19 protein-coding genes and 1 riboswitch are annotated in these 20,986 nt (G+C 66.4%); of the genes, 6 read left to right on the forward strand and 13 right to left on the reverse strand.

What is annotated here, in order from left to right; translation table 11 throughout:
* Positions 1 to 13 precede the first annotated feature (13 nt).
* The 4 genes from RPC_RS10790 to RPC_RS25475 form a co-directional block, all read right to left on the reverse strand.
* Positions 14 to 457, reverse strand: coding sequence for a cupin domain-containing protein (locus tag RPC_RS10790; RefSeq protein WP_011472610.1), 444 nt, complete (start codon positions 455 to 457; stop codon positions 14 to 16).
* Positions 458 to 583: 126 nt separating this feature from the next.
* Positions 584 to 760: a hypothetical protein gene (locus RPC_RS26140; RefSeq protein ID WP_157043185.1), complete on the reverse strand. Its 177-nt coding sequence runs from the start codon at positions 758 to 760 to the stop codon at positions 584 to 586.
* Between the two features lie 468 nt (positions 761 to 1,228).
* Positions 1,229 to 1,852 (reverse strand): hypothetical protein, encoded by a 624-nt coding sequence (locus RPC_RS10795; RefSeq protein ID WP_011472612.1) that lies wholly within the window; start codon positions 1,850 to 1,852, stop codon positions 1,229 to 1,231.
* Positions 1,853 to 2,117: 265 nt separating this feature from the next.
* Positions 2,118 to 2,450, reverse strand: coding sequence for a hypothetical protein (locus RPC_RS25475; RefSeq protein WP_011472613.1), 333 nt, complete (start codon positions 2,448 to 2,450; stop codon positions 2,118 to 2,120).
* Between the two features lie 212 nt (positions 2,451 to 2,662).
* Between RPC_RS25475 and RPC_RS26145 the strand changes: the two genes are divergently transcribed.
* Positions 2,663 to 3,523, forward strand: a complete 861-nt coding sequence (locus tag RPC_RS26145) for a hypothetical protein (protein ID WP_011472614.1) — start codon at positions 2,663 to 2,665, stop codon at positions 3,521 to 3,523.
* 174 nt (positions 3,524 to 3,697) lie between these two features.
* Here RPC_RS26145 and thiC read toward each other — a convergent pair whose 3' ends face one another.
* From thiC to RPC_RS10825, 5 genes are all read right to left on the reverse strand, one after another.
* The gene (gene thiC / locus RPC_RS10805; protein WP_011472615.1) at positions 3,698 to 5,827 is read right to left on the reverse strand and encodes a phosphomethylpyrimidine synthase ThiC; all 2,130 of its coding nucleotides are present in this window, start codon (positions 5,825 to 5,827) and stop codon (positions 3,698 to 3,700) included.
* A 282-nt stretch (positions 5,828 to 6,109) separates the two neighbouring features.
* The gene (locus tag RPC_RS10810) at positions 6,110 to 6,718 is read right to left on the reverse strand and encodes a thiamine phosphate synthase (RefSeq protein ID WP_011472616.1); all 609 of its coding nucleotides are present in this window, start codon (positions 6,716 to 6,718) and stop codon (positions 6,110 to 6,112) included.
* On the reverse strand, positions 6,705 to 7,487 hold the full coding sequence (locus tag RPC_RS10815; protein WP_011472617.1) for a thiazole synthase: 783 nt from the start codon (positions 7,485 to 7,487) through the stop codon (positions 6,705 to 6,707). Before RPC_RS10815 ends, RPC_RS10810 begins: the two co-directional genes overlap by 14 nt.
* 1 nt (position 7,488) lies before the next feature.
* Positions 7,489 to 7,686 (reverse strand): sulfur carrier protein ThiS, encoded by a 198-nt coding sequence (thiS, locus tag RPC_RS10820; protein ID WP_011472618.1) that lies wholly within the window; start codon positions 7,684 to 7,686, stop codon positions 7,489 to 7,491.
* Complete coding sequence (locus RPC_RS10825; protein ID WP_011472619.1) at positions 7,677 to 8,717, reverse strand: FAD-dependent oxidoreductase; 1,041 nt, start codon at positions 8,715 to 8,717, stop codon at positions 7,677 to 7,679. Before RPC_RS10825 ends, thiS begins: the two co-directional genes overlap by 10 nt.
* Positions 8,705 to 8,842: riboswitch (TPP riboswitch) on the reverse strand. (Overlaps the previous gene by 13 nt.)
* A gap of 169 nt (positions 8,843 to 9,011) precedes the next feature.
* Here RPC_RS10825 and RPC_RS10830 point away from each other — a divergent pair.
* Positions 9,012 to 9,575, forward strand: coding sequence for a PRC-barrel domain-containing protein (locus RPC_RS10830; protein ID WP_011472620.1), 564 nt, complete (start codon positions 9,012 to 9,014; stop codon positions 9,573 to 9,575).
* 87 nt (positions 9,576 to 9,662) lie between these two features.
* Positions 9,663 to 11,033 (forward strand): NAD(P)/FAD-dependent oxidoreductase, encoded by a 1,371-nt coding sequence (locus RPC_RS10835; protein WP_011472621.1) that lies wholly within the window; start codon positions 9,663 to 9,665, stop codon positions 11,031 to 11,033.
* A 412-nt stretch (positions 11,034 to 11,445) separates the two neighbouring features.
* Here RPC_RS10835 and RPC_RS10840 read toward each other — a convergent pair whose 3' ends face one another.
* The 3 genes from RPC_RS10840 to RPC_RS10850 all read right to left on the reverse strand — a co-directional run bounded on the left by RPC_RS10840 (position 11,446) and on the right by RPC_RS10850 (position 14,444).
* A complete protein-coding gene (locus RPC_RS10840; protein WP_011472622.1) occupies positions 11,446 to 12,987 on the reverse strand; it encodes a DUF4403 family protein in 1,542 nt (513 codons plus the stop codon).
* 201 nt (positions 12,988 to 13,188) lie between these two features.
* On the reverse strand, positions 13,189 to 13,548 hold the full coding sequence (locus RPC_RS10845) for a hypothetical protein (RefSeq protein ID WP_041801658.1): 360 nt from the start codon (positions 13,546 to 13,548) through the stop codon (positions 13,189 to 13,191).
* 185 nt (positions 13,549 to 13,733) lie between these two features.
* Entirely contained in the window at positions 13,734 to 14,444 is a 711-nt protein-coding gene (locus RPC_RS10850; protein ID WP_011472624.1) for a L,D-transpeptidase, read from the reverse strand.
* A 683-nt stretch (positions 14,445 to 15,127) separates the two neighbouring features.
* On the opposite strand from RPC_RS10850, the gene RPC_RS10855 reads away from it, so the two are divergent.
* From RPC_RS10855 to RPC_RS10870, 3 genes are all read left to right on the forward strand, one after another.
* Entirely contained in the window at positions 15,128 to 18,670 is a 3,543-nt protein-coding gene (locus RPC_RS10855; protein ID WP_011472626.1) for an autotransporter outer membrane beta-barrel domain-containing protein, read from the forward strand.
* Positions 18,671 to 18,756: 86 nt separating this feature from the next.
* Entirely contained in the window at positions 18,757 to 19,077 is a 321-nt protein-coding gene (locus RPC_RS10860; RefSeq protein ID WP_157043187.1) for a hypothetical protein, read from the forward strand.
* A gap of 1,263 nt (positions 19,078 to 20,340) precedes the next feature.
* A complete protein-coding gene (locus RPC_RS10870; RefSeq protein ID WP_011472629.1) occupies positions 20,341 to 20,565 on the forward strand; it encodes a hypothetical protein in 225 nt (74 codons plus the stop codon).
* 38 nt (positions 20,566 to 20,603) lie between these two features.
* On the opposite strand, the gene RPC_RS10875 is transcribed toward RPC_RS10870, so the two are convergent.
* The gene (locus RPC_RS10875; protein WP_011472630.1) at positions 20,604 to 20,852 is read right to left on the reverse strand and encodes a hypothetical protein; all 249 of its coding nucleotides are present in this window, start codon (positions 20,850 to 20,852) and stop codon (positions 20,604 to 20,606) included.
* Between the last annotated feature and the right edge of the window lie 134 nt (positions 20,853 to 20,986).

The raw sequence follows: 20,986 nt of genomic DNA on the forward strand, positions 1-20,986 counted from the left end.
GCGCCAGCCGCCGTCATTTCGCGCCGGGCTCGGTGACCGGCGTCATGTCCTTGACGCCGACCGCGCCGATATAGACGCCGAGCAGGCGCATCGGCGTGGTGCCGGTGTTGACGCTGAAATGCGGCACGTCCATCGCCTCGACGAGGGAGTCGCCCTTGCGATACACCCGCTGGCCATAGCTGCCGTAGTCGACGGTCAATTCGCCCTCGAGGATATAGGCGAACAGCGGCACGTCATGCTTGTGCAGCATGGCGCGTTGCCCTGGTGCCAGCGTGACGATCGCCGCATCGACATGGGGATCGCCCGCGGGATAGCGGATCTTCTGGCCGAGAATGGTGGTGCCGGTCGAGAGCAGCGGCACCGCGGGGTAGCCGAGCTGCGCGTCCTGCGCGGCGACCGGAGCGGCGATAGCGCAGGCCAGCAGGACGAGTGCAGTTGCGAAACAGCGGCGGTGCATCGGCGATCCTTAGCGAGAGGGGTTGCGTCGCCGATCAATCAAGATCAGCGCGCCGACAGGATGTCAATCGCCGCTGCGGATGTCGCTTCGCTGATCCGGGCTATCCTTGCTACCCGGGCTCGCCTGCTACGCGGGCTCGCCGCGGCTGTTGGCTTGAGCGGTCTCGCCGGCCGCTGCGGGGGCCGTCGCCGTCTCCGCCACGATGCGCTGCCGGCTGTTCAACCGAAACAGCGTGTGCACCGTGTTGCCGACCGTCGCGACGCCGCCGCGCATGTTGGGCAAGATCAAAACCGCTTCGCTCATCGTCCGCTCCTGATGAATTCCGCGGGGACAATGGGATGGTTAAACTTTAGTTCATTGTCGATAAGTTCATGGTTAGTATTCGGTTAAGGCGCCGGCCGTGGCCGCCGGCGCCGACGATGCGAGATGACGTGAGCGATACCGAGGGCCGCGCAACAGTAGCCCGCATGAGCGCAGCGACATGCGGGGCAGCGTCACCTCGCGCAACACCCCGGATGTCGCTGCGCTCATCCGGGCTACGCTTGCCGCCCTTGGTGTTCATTCCGGCGGAATAGCAAGCCCGGGCGGCTTGTCGAGGCGGGCTGGTGGTTCGGCCAGGCAATGTCAGCGCGTAGGGTGGGCAAAGCGAAGCGTGCCCACCGAGCCTGGGCGTGACGTTGAACGTGGGCACGGCGCAAGGGCGCCTTTGCCCACGCTGCGGTTGCTGCCTTGTGGGCGTCCTTCAGCGGCCATCCCCCCACGCCGATTCCCCTACATCTCCGACAACACCTCCCTGATCGCGTCGTCGAGCGGTTCGTCGTTGTCGTCGGGCTGGTTTTGCCGCTTGTCGTCCGGCATCGTGCCATGGCAGGCCGCCAGCACGTCTTTGAGGACGGGGTCGTCGGGCTCCCAGCGGAAGCCGGCGTCGTGCATCTCGAACACCGAGCGCGACACCCGCACCTGCAGCGTGGTCGAGGCGCGCAATTCGGCGAGGAAGGCGGTCGCGGTCGGCTGATAATCGATCACCACGATGTTGCGGCGCAGGCCGCGGACCAGCACGGTCCCGGTCTGCTCGGCGGCGTCGTTGAAATGATACGCCACCGAAATCGGCCCGCTGCGCAGCCCGACGTCGTAGGCCAGCCGAATGCGCGGCTTGCCGCGATAACAACTCGCCTCCACCGCGGCGCGGCGCGGGGCGAGGATGACCGTGGTCTCGGCGCGGCCGAGCAGGATGGCGATCGGGCGCGTCTCATGGGCCTTGCGCCACTTGCCGTCGAGCGGCGTGGCGAACGCCGACTGGCGTTGCGACAGAATGACCTTCTGCTGCTGCGCCGTGACGCAACCGGCGAGCAGGCTCAAACTCATCGCTGCGACGACGCGATACGCCACACGCATCGGAAGCCCCCTTGCACGCAAGGGTAGTGAATCCCGCCGCGGCAGACAAGATGCTGTGGTGGTAATCGCGTCGGGCCGGCGCGGGCAAGTGATCGGCGTCGGCTTGCAAGGAAGCCGGGGCGACTGTGCCGCAGCGCGTAGGCTGCGTTGAACGTAGGATGGGTTGAGCGCAGCGAAGCCTATCAGACACAGCCGATTCGTAGCGATGGGTTTCGCAAGGGCTCAACCCATCCTACAGGCTTCGGAATCGTTGCGCTTAAGAAAGCTACGCAGTCGCTCGACGTCCGCGACGGCGTCGGGCGAAAGCAGGATCATCCGATCTTGCGCGGCCGAGGGGGGGGAGTTCGTCCGCCGATCCCCAACTTGCGACCCATGCCTTGACGTCACCGAGCGGCACAGCGAGCCCCGTCCGATTGAACGCATCAAGGCGACGGCGGTCTTCGCCGATATCAGGGCCCGCCAGGTCGACAACCGAATCCAGCGAGGCCACGGCCTCTGCCAGCACCGCTGCCACATCCTGCCCACGCTCGGCGGCCATCTCGCTCAGACGAGCGTCGGTGGCGGCATCGATCTCAAGGGTGCGGCGGATCAGGTTCATGGCAAGAGACTAATTGCGGAGGGGGCGAATGTCGAGACGCCGGGAGCAGGGCGATTGGCGAAGCCGTAGCCCGCGTGAGCGTAGCGACACGCGGGGGAGGGGCACTTCACGCAAGACCCCGGATATCGCTTCGCTCATCCGGGCTACGCTTGCTTGCTTAACCAATCCGAAGCGCTACGATTGCGATCGACACGAAAAAAGGCATTCGAAGAATGGAGAACTATTTCGTTGGCATCCCTCCTGGAGGGAAAATTGGCGGGGCGACGATCTGGACAATCTCAGACGAATTTCTTCAACGAGTAGGGCAGGCTCAATGTTGCCGAATTCTCTCTGAGGAGCCTTTGGCCATAGAACATCACGTTGATTGGGAGTTCGTGCGGCTTTCTCTTCGACCAGGACAGTACTTTCCGCGAATGGCAAGGCCGGCTGATCATAAGGTAACGGCGTCACCAGGGTTCAATCCTGGTACGAGTGCCGCGTGGTCGTATATACAAATGAACAATGGGCAGCTCTTTGCGCTGGTTGAGCAGATCGAGAAGGTGTTCCGGGTGGTGCATCCAGATCCATTTCAGACGATGAATGTATTTGGTCACGAGATTCGTAACCTTTTGATGCTTGCGGCAATGGAGGTTGAGACGAGTTGGCGAGCCATACTTACCGCAAACGGAAGTACTGGAAATTCAACTAACGATTACGTTAAGTTGTTGGAGCCAATGAAGCTGGATGAGTACGAGTTATCGTTGCAATTCTACCCATGGGTTGGGCCAATACGGCCGTTTGCCGGTTGGAGGACTTCGCACCCCACCAAGAGCTTGCCATGGTATCATGCATATAACCAAGTCAAACACGACCGTGAGACGCACTTCTCAAGTGCAACGCTTCGCAACGCTTTGGAGGCCCTATGTGGGTGCTTTGTAATGATGTGCGCGCAATTCGGTCAGCCGAAATACTGGTCAAGAAGTGAGCTGAGAACGTTTTTCAATTTGAGTAAAGTGCCGAGTTGGAAACCGTCAGACTTCTATTGTAGGCCATTCGAAGGCGAGGAGTTTGTCGCAGTCAATCACACGTTCTGACGATTGGCGATATGTCGAGAATCGGTTTTGATGGCACGGCTCGCTTTTCGTGATCGCGGACGCCGATTCCCCGCTACTATTGCGATGATAGCACCGATTCTCGCACGACTCTCGTTGTGGAGATGGATGCCCGGGTCAAACCCGGGCATAACTTTATAAGCGACAGTGCGCGCCCTACGACAGCGCCTTGTTGCTTTCCTTCACCTTCTCGGCGTCGAGATAGAGTTGCTCGCCCATAGTCCGAAACTTCTCGCTCATCTCCGCCATGCCCGCCTTGGCAAAAGCGTCGGCGGGCAGGCCGTCTTCCAGCTTGCCGGAGATCGACATCCCGACGCTGCCCAATGAGCTGCCGCCGGCCAGATTGAGCGCCGCCTTCTCGTTGTCGCCAAGCCCCGCCGCGTAGTCGCGCACGTCCTGTGTGATCTTCATCGAGCAGAATTTCGGTCCGCACATCGAGCAGAAATGCGCCACCTTGTGGGCGTCCTTCGGCAGCGTCTCGTCGTGGAACGCCTGCGCGGTGTCGGGATCGAGGCCTAAGTTGAACTGATCCTGCCAGCGGAAGTCGAAGCGGGCGCGCGACAGCGCGTCGTCGCGCAATTGCGCCGCCGGATGGCCCTTGGCGAGATCGGAGGCATGGGCGGCGATCTTGTAAGTAATCACCCCGACCTTGACGTCGTTGCGATCGGGCAGGCCAAGGTGTTCCTTCGGCGTGACGTAGCACAGCATCGCGCAGCCGAACCAGCCGATCATCGCCGCCCCAATGCCCGAGGTGATGTGGTCGTAGCCAGGCGCAATGTCTGTTGTCAAAGGCCCGAGCGTATAGAACGGCGCCTCGCCGCATTCTTTCAGCTGCTTGTCCATGTTGATCTTGATCTTGTGCAGCGGCACATGGCCGGGGCCTTCGATCATCACCTGGCAGCCCTTATCCCAGGCGATCTTGGTGAGCTCGCCGAGCGTCTCCAATTCGGCGAATTGCGCGCGGTCGTTGGCATCCGCGATCGAGCCCGGCCGCAGGCCGTCGCCGAGCGAGAACGACACGTCGTATTTGCGCATCAGGTCGCAGATCTCGTCGAAATGCGTGTAGAGGAAGCTCTCCTGGTGATGCGCCAGGCACCACTTCGCCATGATCGAGCCGCCGCGCGACACGATGCCGGTGGTGCGGTTGGCGGTGAGGTGGATGTAAGCCAGCCGCACGCCGGCGTGGATCGTGAAGTAATCGACGCCCTGTTCGCATTGCTCGACCAGCGTGTCGCGATATAGCTCCCAAGTGAGCTTGACCGGATCGCCTTCGCACTTCTCCAGCGCCTGATAGATCGGCACGGTGCCGATCGGGATCGGCGCGTTGCGCAGAATCCATTCCCGCGTGGTGTGGATGTTGCGGCCGGTGGAGAGGTCCATCACGGTGTCGGCGCCCCAGCGGATCGCCCACACCATCTTGTCGACTTCTTCCTCGACCGAGGAGGTGACAGCGCTGTTGCCGATATTGGCGTTGATCTTGGTGAGAAAATTGCGGCCGATGATCATCGGCTCCAACTCGCCGTGGTTGATGTTGGCGGGGATGATCGCGCGGCCGCGCGCGATCTCGCTGCGGACGAATTCCGGGGTGACGAAGGCCGGCACCGACGCGCCGAACGATTCGCCGTCGGCCAGCGCTGCCTCGGCGCGCGCGAGCTGCTGTTTGCGGCCGAGGTTTTCCCGGGTGGCGACGTAGATCATCTCCTTGGTGATGATGCCTGCGCGGGCAAATTCCAGCTGCGTCACCATCGGCGGCAGGTGTGGGCCGCACGCATAGGCGATGCCTTGCTCCCTCCCCCCTTGCGGGGGAGGGGTGGGGAGGGGGGTAGAGGAGGGCACAGTGTTTGTTGCTCCCCCCACCCCCGACCCCTCCCCGCGAGGGGGAGGGGAGTTCGCCGTGCCTGCGGCGGGCGCATCCAGTCCGCGCAGCGGCTTGTGATAGGCGGTGAAGGATTTTGCGGCGTGGGCGGCGCCGACATTGCCGTTGTCCTCCGGCTTGACGTCGCGGCCTTGATATTCCTCGACGCCGCCGCGCTCTTTCACCCAGGCGGTGCGGATCCGCGACAGCCCGGCATTGACGTCGATGGTGACGCTGGGATCGGTGTAGGGGCCGGTGGTGTCGTACACCGGCAGGTTCGGTTCGCCGGCGCCGTCGCTGAGGATGATCTCGCGCAACGGCACGCGCAGCTCCGGCGCTTCGTCGGGCGTCGCGAAGATCTTGCGCGAGGAGGGCAGCGGGCCGGTGGTCACAGCGGGCAGCGTGGTGTCGGGATTGGACCGGATGTTCATGCTATCCTCCTGTTTGTGTTTTTATCGACGGCGTAGCGTTTCGGTGTCGGCATCGGGTGCAATCCCCCCGTCATTGCGAGCCAAGTCGGCGCGGAGCAAGAAATCGGTTCCGCCGAACAGGCTTGGTGTCCCGGGCGCAAAGCAGCGCGCTTCGCGCGGCTTTGCAGAACCGGGACCGTTACGAAGACTGCCTCCGTAACGGCCCCGGCTCTGCAGCGCACCACGCCGCAAGGGCGGCGCGTTGCGCTGCGTCCGGGGCACGCTTTTCGGTTCGGTCGTTCATCATCCCGCCGCCGCGACATAATCCAGCCAGGCCCGCACCCTTGCGTCGGGGTCGGGGTTTTGCGTCACGTCGCTGACCACGGCGATGGAGTCCGCGCCGGCTGCAAAAATCTCGTCGGCCTGTTCCAGCTTGATGCCGCCGATCGCCACCAGCGGAATGTTGCCGACGCGCTTTTTCCAGTCGCGGAGCTTCGGCACGCCCTGCGGCGCAAAGCGCATCGACTTCAGCGTGGTCGGAAAGATCGGCCCGAGCGCGATGTAGTCCGGCTCTGCCTTAAGCGCGGTTTCGAGTTCGGCGTCGTCATGGGTCGAGAGCCCGAGCGTCAGCCCGGCCTTGCGGATTTCGCCAAGGTCGGCGTCGGCGAGGTCTTCCTGGCCGAGATGCAGATGCTGCGCGCCGGCGACGATCGCGGCGCGCCAGTAATCGTTGATCACCAGCCGGGTCGTGGTGTTTTTCACCAGCGCCAGCGCGTCGGTGACCAGCTGCAGCGATTGCGCGTCGTCGAGCTCCTTGACCCGCAGCTGCAGCGTGCCGACGCCCTGCGCGGTCAGCCGCGCCACCCAGGCGAGGCTGTCGACCACCGGATAGAAGCGATCAGGATACGGCATGCCAGAAGGGTGTCCCGATCACTGGAGTGGAGGGGGAAGCGAAGTCGCGGGCGTCCATCAGCCCGGACTCGTAGGCGATACGTCCGGCCTCGACCGCGAGCTTGAAGGCGCCGGCCATCGCCACCGAATCCGCCGCCTTGGCGATCGCGGTGTTGAGCAGCACGGCGTCGAAACCGAGTTCCAGCGCGGCCGCGGCGTGGCTCGGCGCGCCCAGCCCCGCATCGACGACCAGCGTGATGTCGGGCAGCCGGTCGCGCAGCAGCCGCAAGGCGTCGCGGTTGGTGATGCCGCGCGCGCTGCCGATCGGCGCCGCCCAAGGCATCACCACTTTGCAGCCGGCGTCGACCAGCCGCATCGCGACGCTGAGATCCTCGGTGCAATAGGGAAACACCTCGAAGCCGTCATTGACTAGCTCGGTGGCGGCTTCGACTAAGCCAACCACATCGGGCTGCAGCGTGTCGTTATCGCCGATCACTTCGAGCTTGATCCAGGAGGTGCCGAACAATTCGCGCGCCAGCCTGGCGGTGGTCACCGCCTCGCGCACGGTGCGGCAGCCCGCGGTGTTCGGCAGCACGGTGACGCCGAGTTCGCGGATCAGCGACCAGAACACGTCGCCGGCCTTGCCGCCGGCGGTCTCGCGACGCAGCGACACCGTAACGATCTCGGCGCCCGCGGCGCGGATCGCGTCCTGCATGATCGCCGGCGATTCATACAGCGCGCTGCCGATCAACAGCCGCGATGAGAATTCCTTGCCGCAGAAATTGACCATCTCAGCCTCCCTGGCGCGGGGTGATGATCTCGATCTCGTCGCCGCTGTTCAGCGGCGTCTCGGCCCATTTGGTGCGCGGCACCACTTCGAAATTCACCGCCACCGCGACGTGGCTGCCGGCGTAGTCGAGTTCGCTCAGCAGCGCGTCGACGCGGGCAGCGGCAACCTCGGCGTGCTCGCCATTGACGATCACACGCATTGCATCACCTCGTTGTTGATGACCCCGCGCTGCACATAGGCCAGCGTCATCTCGGCGAGCGCCGGCGACAGCAGGAAGCCGTGGCGATACAGGCCATTGACCGCGATGCGGCCGTTGCCGAGCGAGATCCGCGGCAGATTGTCCGGGAACGCCGGGCGCAGACCGGAACCGAATTCCAGAATCCGCGCCTCACCGAACGCCGGATGCAGCGCGTAGGCCGCGGTCAACAGTTCCAGCGCCGAGCGGACGCTGACGCCCTCGTCCTCGCTCTCGATGGTGGTGGCGCCGACCATGAACACGTTGTCGGGGCGCGGAATCACATAGACCGGCCAGCGCGGATGCATCAGCCGCACCGGGCGCGACAATTGCACGTCCTTGGACTCGATAACGATCATCTCGCCCTTGACGCCGCGCAGTTCGGGGGCGGCATCGCGCGCGGACAGTCCGCGGCAATCGATCACCACGCCGTCGAGCTCGTCGGGATTCTGCGCCGACATGAAGTGAATAGTTCCGCCGGCCTCGATCAGCCGTTCGTGCAATTTGGCGAGCACCACGCGCGGCTCGACATGGCCTTCGTCGGCGAAGAACAGGCCTTCGCGGAAGCGGCCTTCCAGCGCCGGCTCCAGTTCGGCGACGCCCTTGGCGTCGAGCCGCTGATGCCCGGTGGTCAATTTGGCGAAGCGCTCGTAGTCGGCGCGGTCGCGCGGATGCGACACCACCAAGGAGCCGTTGAACGGCGTCTCGGGGAATTCCTCGCGCCAGATATCGAGCGAGCGCATGCCGATCCGGCTGATCACCGGCTCGGCCGATTCGGCCTCGCACCACGGCGCCAGCATGCCGCCGGCCCAATGGCTGGTGGCCTGGGTCATTTCGGAATCGCCGCTCTCGTAGAGCGTCACGTCGCGTCCGGCGCGGGCCAGCATCAAGGCCTGCCAGGCCCCGGCAATGCCGGCGCCGATCACCGAAATCGGCGCATTTGTGCGGAGATCAACGGGCAACGGCCCGCGTTTAGACTGCGTGGTCTGGTACATCCCTGTCCCTTCGCCGGCATGACCCGGATCAGGTTCAAAGGGTCACCGCGCCCTGGTGATTCGCTCCATGCGAATGCCAGCAAGCGGTATCTCAGCTCCTCGTCGGAGCCCCCCTCGGAACAGCCCGCAATGTAGGCCGATAGCGCGCGGTGTCAACGCGCCTTTGCCGAGGACGAGGGGATCGCGCGACGCTCCGCCGTGGAACCGGGCTGGCGCGAGTCAAAATTGTCGCACGTCCGGAACATGCGCGCGCGGTGGTCGTTTCGATTGGACCGTTCCAACAGGGAGAGACACATGTTCGCGAAATCCATCACCGCCGGCCTGCTCGGCACCGCTTTGCTGGCGTCCGCCGCGGTCGCGCAGACGCCGAGCGCCACCACCACCGCGCCCAGCGCGTCTGCGACGTCGGCCTCCAGCATGTCGCATCAGGGCCAATGGCGCAGCTCGAAGCTGATCGGTATCAACGTCTACAACAGCAACAACGAGAGCCTCGGCGAAATCAGCGAATTGCTGGTCGATCAGTCCGGCAAGATCCAGGCCGCGGTGATCGGCGTCGGCGGCTTCCTCGGCATGGGCGAGCGCAACATCGCGATCCCGTTCGAGAAGATCAAGTGGGTGAATGAGCCGCTGCGCAGCGCCGCCGCCAACCGCCCGGCCGGCAGCGCCGCTACCGGCGACGCCGCGAGCGGCACGGCCGCCAGCGGCACCGGCACGGCGTCGTCCACCACCACCGGCTCCTCGGCTTCCGGCTCGTCGGCGTCCAGCACGAGCGACAAGCAGTGGTATCCCGATCATGCGGTGTTCAACGCCAGCAAGGACGAACTGAAGGCGATGCCGGAGTTCAAGTACTCGACCTGATCGCGCGCTATCAGTAATGTTACCAGGCCGGGCGGCTATGCTGCCCGGCCTTTTTCGTGCATGCGTTAAGCAGAACGAAGCGACAGCATGTCAGCTTCGCAGGAAACGCAAAAGGGCAGCGGCATGACGGAACTGGCGACGGCGGCCGAACGGCCGCACCGCATCGTGGTGGCCGGCGGCGGTGCCGGCGGGCTCGAGCTGGTCACCAAGCTCGGCGATACGCTGGGCAAGCAGGGCCTCGCCAAGGTGACCCTGGTGGAGCGCTCGCGCACCCATCTGTGGAAGCCGCTGCTGCATTCGGTGGCGGCCGGCAGCCTGCGTCGCTCGCAGCACGAGTTGAACTATCTGGCGCAGGCGCATTGGCACAATTTCGTCTATCGCTACGGCGAGGTGGTCGGGCTCGACCGCGCCGAGAAGCAATTGAAGCTGGCGGCGATGTTCGACGAGGAGGGCCGCGAGATCACGCCGGCCTCGTCGGTGCCCTACGACACGCTGATCATGGCGATCGGCAGCGTCACCAATGATTTCGGCACCCCGGGCGCCGCCGAATTCGCGGTGCCGCTGGAAACCCCCGAGCAGGCCAGCCGCTTCAACCGCCGCATCGTCAACGCCTGCCTGCGCGCCAATGCGCAGCCGGATGGGCCGCGGCCCGGGCAGTTGCACATCGCCATCATCGGCGCCGGCGCCACCGGCACCGAGCTTGCCGCCGAACTGCACCACACCGTGCGCGACGTGGTCGGCTACGGCATGGACCGCATCGATCCGTCGCGCGACATCCACATCGTGCTGATCGAGGCGGGTCCGCGCATTCTGCCGGCGCTGCCGGAGCGGATCTCGATCGCCACCAAGGATCTGTTGAGCGAACTCGGCGTCGAGGTGCGCGCCAACGCCCGCGTCGCCGAGGTGCGCGCCGACGGCGTGGTGCTGTCGAGCGGCGAGATGATCCCGTCCGAACTGGTGGTGTGGTCGGCCGGGGTCAAGGCGCCGGATTTTCTCGCCGACCTCGACGGGCTGGAGACCAACCGGATCAATCAACTCGTCGTCAATCCGACGCTGCAGACCACCCGCGATCCGCAGATCTTCGCGATCGGCGATTGCGCCTCATGCCCGCGCCCGGGCCATGACGCGCCGGTGCCGCCGCGGGCGCAAGCGGCGCACCAGATGGCGACCCACATCATCCGCAACATCGCGCCGATCATGGCGGGGCAGCCGGTCCCGCCGTTCGAGTATCGCGATTTCGGCTCGCTGGTGTCGCTCGGCAAGTACTCCGCGGTCGGCAATCTGATGGGCTATGCGATCGGCCGCAGCATGTTCATCGAGGGCATGTTCGCACGCCTGATGTATCGCTCGCTGTACAAGATGCACGAAGCGGCGCTGCACGGCCGCTCCACGGTGTTCTGGCGGGCGATGCTGTCGACCATCTCGCAGCGCCCGACGCCGAGCGTCAAGCTGCATTGAGGGCTGCTTAGTCGTGTCCCGGACGCTGAGCAGCGCTCTTGCGCTGCGATGCGAGCCGGGACCGTCTCAAGCGCGTCGTTCCGCGACGGCCCCGGCTCTGCAGCGCAACACGCCGCAAGCGCGGCGCGCTGCGCTTTCGTCCGGGGCACGCTTGCGATATTGCGCTTCGCAATATCGTAGCATCGTGGAATGAGTTGAGCTGTTCGCGAAACCCATTCGACCACCGGCCGCAAGTGCCACGTGAGTAGTCCGGCACGTCGCTCACCCCGGTCATGGCCGGGCTTGTCCCGGCCATCCACGGAAATAGGCATGGCGTCGCTGGTGGGCGTGGATGGCCGCGACGAGCGCGGCCATGACGCGGAGAGGGCGGCGCAGCCTCCGAGACGCCACCCGCGCGGAACGACCGATTAGCTCACAGCTTCGGCAGCGCGGTCACGGTGACGTTCAAAAAGCCGTCGGCGGCGGCGGTGACGCGCAGCGTGGTGGAGTCGAAGGAAAGCGCGGTCAGCCGCAGGCTGTCGATCTCCGAGGCCACCCGGACGCCTTCCTCGTTGAGATGGTAGTCGGCGATCATCGCGGCGATCCGGCGCTGCAGATTGCTGGCGAACGGCTTCAGATCGAGCACCGCGCGATCGGCCAGCGCCTGCTGCAACAACGGCATCGCGGCGCGGGTGGCGCCGCCGAGCAGCCCGAACGCCGCCTCGGATTCCACCGCGAGTTCGAGATCGGCAAGCCGCAGCGTCTGCTTCTCGGAATCGAGCACCGGCTTGCCCCAGATGTACACCGTGGCGTCGCCGCCGAAGCCGAAGAAACTCCTCTTCTCCTTGGCGTTGACCAGGAGGGCGATCAGCAGCCGATCGCCCGAGGCCTTGACCGAGGCGTGCTTGACGGTGACTTCGACGGCGCCGGAGCCGTCTTCGGGGAAGGTCTTGTTGGTGAGCTGGGTCTCCAGGATGCGGTCGATCTCGGTGAACGGCGTGTCGATCGGCACCGCGATCGAGACGCCCGCGGCCTCCGCCGGCACGATGCCGAGCGCCGCCGGAAACGGGCAGTCCGGCTTGGTCTGCGCCGCGGTCACCCGGGTCTCGGCTTCGATGCCGAGCGTCAGCGTCACCGCGCTGCCGTCGACTTTGGGCTGCGCCGCCAGCGCGCGAGTGGGGCGCAATTCCAGCCACAGTCCCTGCACCGCGATGCCCTGCAGCGGGATCGAGCGGCACATCCGGCCCCATTCGCGCCGCGCGTTCTGCTCCAGCGTCGAATCGTTGCGGATCCGCTGCTGCAACGAGGCGAGCTGCTCGTTGACCGCCTTGTCGATCATCGGCTTGACCTGCGCCGGCACGTTGACGCGCATCCCGGCGACCGCGACCGAGCTGTCGCCGAGCGAGACTTGCGCGGTGAGGTTCGGCTCGACCCGCCAGTTCGGCGTGATGGTCGGCCGCGCCGCCATCATGATGGCGCCCTTGATGTCGGCGTTGGCGTGGAAGTTCTTGATGTTGACGCCGATCTGCGCCGCGGCCTTGCCGCCGAGCAGCTTGCCGAGCACGTCGTTGACCGCGCCCTTGGCGTTGCCGTTGAGCGCGCCCTTCACCGCCAGCGAGCCGTTGATCGGCGCCGCCAGCCCGAGCTGGTTCTGCGAACCGGCGGCGGTGATCGCGCCGCGCGCCGCGGTCCAGTTGATGTCGGCGTCCTGCAGCAGCTGCGGCATCGGGTTGGGGGCCTTGCCGGCGAAGTTGCGCGGCGCGGCGCGCTCGGCGACGTCGCGGATCGCGCTCAGCGTGATCGACATCGGCACCACGATGCTCGAGGTCCGCGCCGCGGGCAGTGCCGGCAGCGGCGCCAGCGGCGGCGCCTTGGTCGCCACCACGCGCGGCGACAGCATGTCGAATGCCTTCAGGCCGACGACGAACGACACGGCCAGCACGGCGACCGTGAGCAGGATAGGTTTCAGACGCATGGGGACCCCGGGGATTGAGCTTGGCGAGTCTACAGCCGGAGGGCGAGACACGCCAGCGGCGCGGGGCTAAGGCAGTGCCGCGTCAAAGTGAAGAGAAAGCCATGACGCGGTCGCATGATCAACGATTACGTCGCCAATGTGGCGACGCGGCGTCGCGCTCGGTTCGAGGCTCGGTCCAACACCAGGGCGGCCGGCGCGCGATTACAACTGGATCAGTTGATCCGGGACGCAGCCGATGCGACCGCCACCCCTGATCGCCCACAGCTCGCACACGCTGTCGGCGTTGGTCCGGCCCTCGACCACGATGCACTGATCGGGCGACAGGAACATCCGGCAGGTTTCGCACCTCTTGAAGGAATTGACCCTCGCCACGTGGTGGACGTCGTGTTTGGCCGCCTTCTTCGGGATCAGCTGCGAGCAGCCGATTTGACCCGCGCCCGGCTGCGCCGCCGCGGCGCTCACAGCAAGGCCGAGACAGGCCGCGCCGGCGGCGAAGCCGGCGCCCGTCAAGATCTTGCGGCGCGACAATTGCGTTGCCGATTGTTGCTTGTGATGATCCATCGGACCGCTCCTTCGCTTCGCGCCGGAGTACGACGTCGCGCGACAACTCGGCCGGTCATTAGCAGAGTTCAGCTGACAGTTAGCTGACAGGCGTGGCGATGGATGCAAACGCGCGATGGCCGGGCGAGCCGGCCATCGAAGTCTGGTATCAGCTCGGCGCCAGGCGCGGCGCCGCCGGCGTGCGATCAGCCGCGGCTGCGGTCGGCGCTGTCGGCGCGGCGATCGATCGGCAGCACCACCACCTTGGTGCCGACATTGACCCGCGAATACAGATCGGCGACGTCCGCATTGGTCAGCCGGATGCAGCCGGAGGACACCCGCGTGCCGATGGTCGCCGGCGCGTTGGTTCCGTGGATGCGATAGATCGAGCCGCCGAGATACATTGCGCGGGCGCCGAGCGGGTTGCCGGGGCCGCCGGCCATGAAGCGCGGCAGATAGGGCTGCCGCGCGATCATCTCGGCGGGCGGCGTCCAGTTCGGCCATTCGGCCTTCCTGGTGATCGGCTGCACGCCGGACCAGGTGAAGCCGTCGCGGCCGACCCCGATGCCGTAGCGCATCGCCCGACCATTGCCGAGCACCAGATAGAGATAGGTGTTGGCGGTGTCGATCACGATGGTGCCTTGCGCCTCGCGGGTGGTGTAGTTCACCACCTGGCGTTTCAGCCGGGCCGGCAGTTCGCTGCGAACCACGGCGTCGTCGTCCTGCGGCGCGATCTGGGCCTGCGGTGCCGGCGGCATCGGTTGCTGCAGCATCGGCAGCGGCAGGAACGGGAACAGCGGCAGCGGCGCAGCCTGCGCCGGGCCGGCAAAGGCCACGACGCCGATCGTCAAGACCGCGAGCGAGGCAAGGTAGCGGCGGGACCTATCAGCGAGCTTGAAACCAGCGAAATTGATCATGACCTGTCTCCGATTTGAGCGCCCTGTGAGCGCCATTGCGGCGCTTCGTTGGCTGCAGAGATAGGCGGCAATGGTTTCTGGAAGTTGTCGTCGATGCCGGCAAATGGTTTCGTCGCAGGCGGAATTGTTTCATCGGCGGCGCCGGTTGCTATCAGCCTTGCTGATCTGCTGCGCCAGCCGTGCGATTCAACGCCGGCGATTAGTCATTCCTTCATCACGCGCGGCAGGCGATCGCCCCGCCGCGAACCAGCCCGGTTCCGGCGTTCGCGGCTTGCAGGTGTCGTCAAGCCGGCGGCGAATCGACAGTTCCGCGCGCCGCGGATGCCGCGCAGCGCCGCTGCGGTGTGCCGGCCGGGCCCAGTTCGATGATGCATTAATGCAACGAACGGTTGAGGAGTTCGCGGCGCGGGGAACAATCGCACCGGCTTCGAGCCCTTCTGTCTGCGCTATCCCTCTGCTTATGTTGAGTGATTTTCCACGGCCCGGCGGCGCCTCCGGCCGCGCCAGATGGTGGCCTGGTACTGGTACGAGTTGTTGCGTTCGCGCTTTCCCGTCAACGAATTGGTCACGTCTGCCGTTCTCGGCGGCGTGAAGGTGTCGGCCGCGATCGCGTCGCGGTGTGTTGCACGGCGGCCTGCGCGTCATCGGACGCCGGGAACAAGTCTTCAGACGGCAGGCCCGAAATGACGACTGCTGACACCATCCGAGGCCGGTCCGGCCCGTGCGGACGCGTCCTGCGCGGCCTGCTGACCTCGCTGTTGTCACTCGGGTGTGTGCTCTGCCTGTTCGGCACCGCTGCCCGCGCGATCGATGTCGGCAGTCGTGGCGATTGGGATAACGCCGTCGTAGCGGTCGGCGCGGCCGCCGCGGGGGCCACGGTCACCATCAACATCACCGCCGGCTTCACGCTGACGAGTTCGCTGCCGCAGCTGTTGGCCGTCCAACTCAACGTCACCGTCAACGTCAACGGCAACGGCCTGGTGATCGACGGCGGCTCGACCTATCAGGGCATCCAGGTCAACGGCGCCAATGCCTTGACCGTCAACATTTCCAATCTGTCGGTGATCAACACCAAGGCGACCGGCGGCAGCGGCTTGGCCGGGGAGAACGGCTATTACAGCGGCGGGCTGTCCTACGGCTCGGGCGGCGGTGGCGGCGGCGGGCTCGGCGGCGGCGGCGGCCTCTTGGTCGGCAGCGGCGCCATCGTGACGCTGAGCGCGGTGACCTTCACCGGCAACATCGCGCAAGGCGGCGCCGGCGGCGTGGGCGGTTCGGCACAGAATACGGTTTCGGATCCGGTCAATGGCGGCAATGGCGGTGCCGGCGGCGTCGCCAATAATTCCGGAGCGACCGGCGGCGGCGGCGCCGGCGGCACCGGCGGCCACACCGGCACCCAGGGAACCGCCGGGTCGCCGGGAGCGGCGTTCGGCGATGGCGGCGGCGGCGGCGGCGGCTCCGGCACCACCGCGAGCATCAACTACACCTCGAATAATCCCGGCGGCAGCGGCAATGCTAACGGCGGCGCCGGCGGGCAGGGCGGCGACGGTGCCACCAACGCCAGCGGCGCCGGTGGACCGGGGCCGGGCGCGGACGGCGGCAACGGCGGCGTCGGCGGCGGTGCCCGCGGCGGCGCGATCTATGTCGCCACCGGCGGCAGCCTGACCATTCTCGACACCCCGGTCAACGGCGCCACTGCTATCGGCGGCGCCGGCGGCACCGGCGGCACCGGCACCGGTCCGAGTGCGATCCCCGGCGGCGCCGGCAGCACCGGCAGCACCGCCGGCGCCGGCATCTTTCTCAGCGGCGTGATGGCCAATATCGGAGTGTCGGCGGGCAACGTCACCTATGCCAACAGCATCGGCGGCACCGGCCTGACCACCGGCGGCGTCAACACCGCGATCACCAAGCTCGGCGCCGGCACGCTGGCGCTGTCGGCGACCAATGATTTCACCGGCAATGTCGCGATCGCCGCCGGCACGCTGTCGATCGCCGCCACGGCCAATCTCGGCAACGTCGCCAATGACGTGGTGATCTCGGACGGCGCCGGCCTGGCCGTCACCGCGACGACGACGCTGGCCGCTGCCCGTGCCTTCTTCATCGCAGGCACGTCCACCATCGACGTCGCCAGCGCCACCACCACGACGCTGCAGGGCGTCGTCGGCAACGGCACCTCGGCCGGCTCGCTGGTCAAGAGCGGCGACGGCACGCTGTTGCTGTCGGCGACCAACACCTACAGCGGCGCCACCACGGTTTCCGGCGGCACGCTGCGCGCCGGGGCGTCGAATGCGATCCCGAGCGGCACCGCGATGACCGTCGCCAATGCCGCGACCTTCGACCTCAACGGCTTTGCGCGCGGGCTCGGCTCGCTGGCCGGCGCCGGCACCGTCAGCAATGGCGGCGGCAGCGCCGTCACGCTGACCACCGGCAGCAACGGCACCGACACCGTGTTCTCCGGCGTCGTGCAGAACGGCGTCAATGCGGTGTCGCTGACCAAGACCGGCGCCGGCCAGCTGACGCTCGACGGCGCCAACGCCTATTCGGGCGCCACCACGGTCAACGCCGGCACGCTTTCGGTGAACGGTTCGATCGCGAGCTCGGCGCTGACCAGCGTCAATGCCGGCGCCACGCTCGCCGGCACCGGCAGCGTCGGCAACACCACGATCAATGGCGGTACACTCGCCCCGGGCAATTCGATCGGCACGCTGAGCGTGACCGGCAACCTCACCCTCACGGCCGCCGCGAGCTACATGGTCGAAATCTCGCCGACCGCCTCCGACCGCACCAACGTCAGCGGCACAGCGACGCTCGGCGGCGCCACGGTGAATGCCAGTTTCGCGGCCGGCAGCTATGCCAACAAGCAATACACCCTGGTCAATGCCACCGGCGGCATCATCGGCACCTTCGGGGCGCTCTCGAACAGCAACCTGCCGTCCGGCTTCAAATCCAGCCTCGGCTACGACGCCAATAACGCCTATCTCGATCTGGTGCTCGACCTGGCGCCGACGCCTTCCCCGACCGGAGACACGCCTGCGGTCGGCCTCAACGTCAACCAGGCCCGGGTCGCCAGCGCGCTGAGCAATTACTTCGCCAGGGCCGGCAGCATTCCGATGGTGTTCGGCGCGCTGACGCCGGCCGGGCTGAGCATCGCGGCGGGCGAGCCGGCCACCGGCATGCAGCAGTCCACATTCACTGCGATGACGCTGTTCATGGGCGTGCTGACCGATCCGTTCGCCGCCGGACGCGGCGTCGATCCGTCGAGCGGCGCTGCGGCCTTCGCCGACGCGGCCGGCGAGCGCGGCGCGCCGCGTGGCGCCTTTGCGATGGTCGGCAAGGCGGTGCCGCATCCGCTGCCGCGCCCGATCGTCGAGCCGCGCTGGAACGTCTGGGCCGCGGGCTTCGGCGGCTCGCAGACCACCGACGGCAACGCGTCGCAGGGATCCAACCGCGCCACCTCGCGGCTGGCCGGCACCGCGGTCGGCGCCGACTATTGGCTGTCGCCGATGACCGTCGCTGGCGTGGCACTGGCGGGCGGCGGCAGCAGTTTCGGCGTCGATGGATTGGGCAGCGGCCGTTCCGACCTGTTCCAGGCCGGCGCCTTCATCCGGCATCAGCGCGGCGCGGCTTACGTCACCGCCGCCGCCGCTTACGGCTGGCAGGACGTCACCACCGACCGCACCGTCGCGCTCGGCGGGCTGGCGCAGTTGCACGGCAGCTTCAACGCCAACGCCTATTCCGGCCGCGTCGAAGCCGGCAACCGCTATCTGCTGCCGAGCTTCGGCGGATTTGGCAGCTTCGGCCTGACGCCCTACGCCGCGGCGCAAGTCACCGCGTTCGATCTGCCGGCCTATGCCGAGCAGGCCAATGCCGGCCCCAACACCTTCGCGCTGGCCTATGGCGCCAAGACCGCCACCGCGACCCGCAGCGAACTGGGCCTGCGCAGCGACAAGGCGTTCGCGCTCAACGCGGCGCTGTTGACGCTGCGCGGCCGCGTCGCCTGGGCGCATGATTTCGATACCGACCGCAGCCTCGCCGCGACCTTCCAGACGCTGCCGGGGGCGTCCTTCGTGGTCGGCGGCGCCAGGGTGGCGCGCGATGCCGCGCTGACCACGGCGCAGGCGGAACTGAGCTTCGCCGGCGGCATCTCGCTGCTGGCGAGCTTCGAGGGCGAGTTCTCCGACGTCAGCCGCTCCTATGCCGGCAAGGGCGTGGTGCGCTACGCTTGGTGAGGCGCGGCCGGACGCCGGCCGCAAACGTTCCTTTACCTTCTTGCGCCAGGGTGGTTGCAGCAGCCCTCCGACGCGAGAGAACGCCCGTGAACAAGCTCCAGTATTGCGTCACAGCCATCGCGGCGCTGGCCTCGACCTCGGCACTCGCCGCCGATTACATGGCCGCGCCGGTTCAGCCGCGTTACGTGCGCCGCGCTCCGCCGCCGATGTATTACGCCGCCCCGATGCCGCGGATTCCGCAGGCGCCGCCGGTGATCTGGGTGCAGGCGCCGCCGAACTACGTCCGGCATCTGGTCCCGGTGCAGGGCTGCGGCGGCTGCGGCCCCGGCTATGCTTCGGTGGGCGAATGGCAGCAGACCCTGCCGCCGGGGCCGTTCGATCGCTATATCGACGACTACGGCTATTAGCGCGCCGCGGCGTCACACTTCGCGCGCGGCGAGACAAAAAATCTCTCGCCGCCGCGACGCGGAGTGACATCATGCTACGCGAGGCGGTGTGATCTGTCGGCGCTGACGATGCGAGACGAACCGTCCTTGCGCCGCAACAATCGGCGCATCAACCCGCTGCCTCCCGCATATCGCTTCGCTCATGCGGGCTACCGGCTCGATGCGACGTAGTGAGCTGAGTTAACTGTGACCCGTAGATCCGTAGCCCGGATGAGCGCAGCGAAATCCGGGACTCTTCGTCGCGGCGTCTCGCCGCTAAGAGCCGTCATTCCGGGGCGCGAGCGGCGCAAGCCGCGCGCGAACCCGGAATCTTGCAACAGGTGGCGGCGGTTTGCTCCGGCAGCGAGAGTCCGGGTTCGCTCGTTCTGACGAACGCGCGCCCCGGAATGACAGCCGTTTTTCTATGAAGCCTAACGGTCAGTCCGTTTCAGGACCGCCGAGCCGCGCACGCTCCAGGAAGCCGGGATCATCAAATACCGATGTCTGCATCGCAGCGCTACGATCGGGCCGCGCTCCTCCGCAACGCGTCGCTGCGCACGCAGCGACCCATCACCCTGGCTTGCGAGAGAACTGCCTGCGCAGCGACGACGCGGATGCAGCGGCTCCATCGCGGTCGCGTTGTTGCGCTGCGGAAGGCGATCGCCGGACGCGTTGGTATCGAGGCTCACACTCCGCGTCGCAGCGGAACGGCTCCTATGTGTATTTTGGTGGTCCGAACTGTTGGCTGCCTGACAGACAGACAGGGCGCCGGACCCCTAGACTACCAGCGTCTGAGGCAATCAAGCCGACGCCCTCAAGAAGGCTAGCGCCATGCAGCGACGCCGTTCCAAGCCGCATTCGTTTGAAGACCAGATCGCCCGGCATCGCGGTCGGCTCGAAGCCCAAGCCAGCCAACTTCCGGAGGGGCCGGAACGCGAAGCGGTCAATCAGAAGATCGGTCAGCTACAAGTGGCGTCACGCATGAATAGTTGGCTGTCGAGGACGGCGGAGCAGACCGATCAGCGGCTCGATGCGGAGTTGCTGCCGATGCAGCGGCCGCGGTGCCCCAAATGCCAGGTCCGCATGGTATCGGTGGCGGTCGCGCCCGAACCCAACGGAGCGGAAGAGCGGGTTTTCAAATGCTTGAAGTGCAACGAGAGCCGGGCGCGCCGGAGCGAAGATCCGCTGCGGTCTGGCGCGGTCGGTTGGCTCGCGGGCGAACTGAGGAAACCGGGATAGTCGACGATGCCAGGATATTGCGCCTCTACGGTTGGCCCGGATGGCTATGTCATCACCTCGCGGGCCTTCGTTGCCGCCGATGACGACGACGCCATCGTCTGGGTCAAGCAGTTCATCGACGGCTACGACATGGCGCTTTGGACCCAAGCGCGGTTGGTCGCGCGCGTGAAGGCGGCGCCCGCGCTTGGCTCGCCGCACGGGGCGGCCTCCCGAGCTTGCGTTCGGACGTAATTCGATCTCAGCTCTGTCGTCGTTTTCGGCTCCCTCGCTCAATGCCGGGTCTTGTTGCCGACGTTGAGAAACGGCCGCCGCGCCGATTCGTGTTTTTCGAAGAGTTCGAGCCAGCGGCGGTCTTCCGGCAGCGCCCAGTCGTCGTCGGCGTGCTGCGAGCGCGGGCAGGAATTGGCGATCGCGTCCTCGAGCTCGAAGAACTCCGCGGTCTCTTCGACCGTGAGCCCGATCAGCACGCGGTTGCCCTGCGCGTCGAGCTGATAGCGATCGTCGTCGTCGATCATCATGCCGTGCTGTGCGCCGTCGGCGGCGCGTCGTCAACGCCAAGCTGCACTTAACCTAACCGCTCAACCTTAACGGCGCGGCCGCCATGGTTAATGCTTGCTGAACCCGACGCACGAACAGATCGTTAAAGAAATTG

The organism is Rhodopseudomonas palustris BisB18 (assembly GCF_000013745.1).
Classification (GTDB): Bacteria; Pseudomonadota; Alphaproteobacteria; order Rhizobiales; family Xanthobacteraceae; genus Rhodopseudomonas_A; species Rhodopseudomonas_A palustris_F.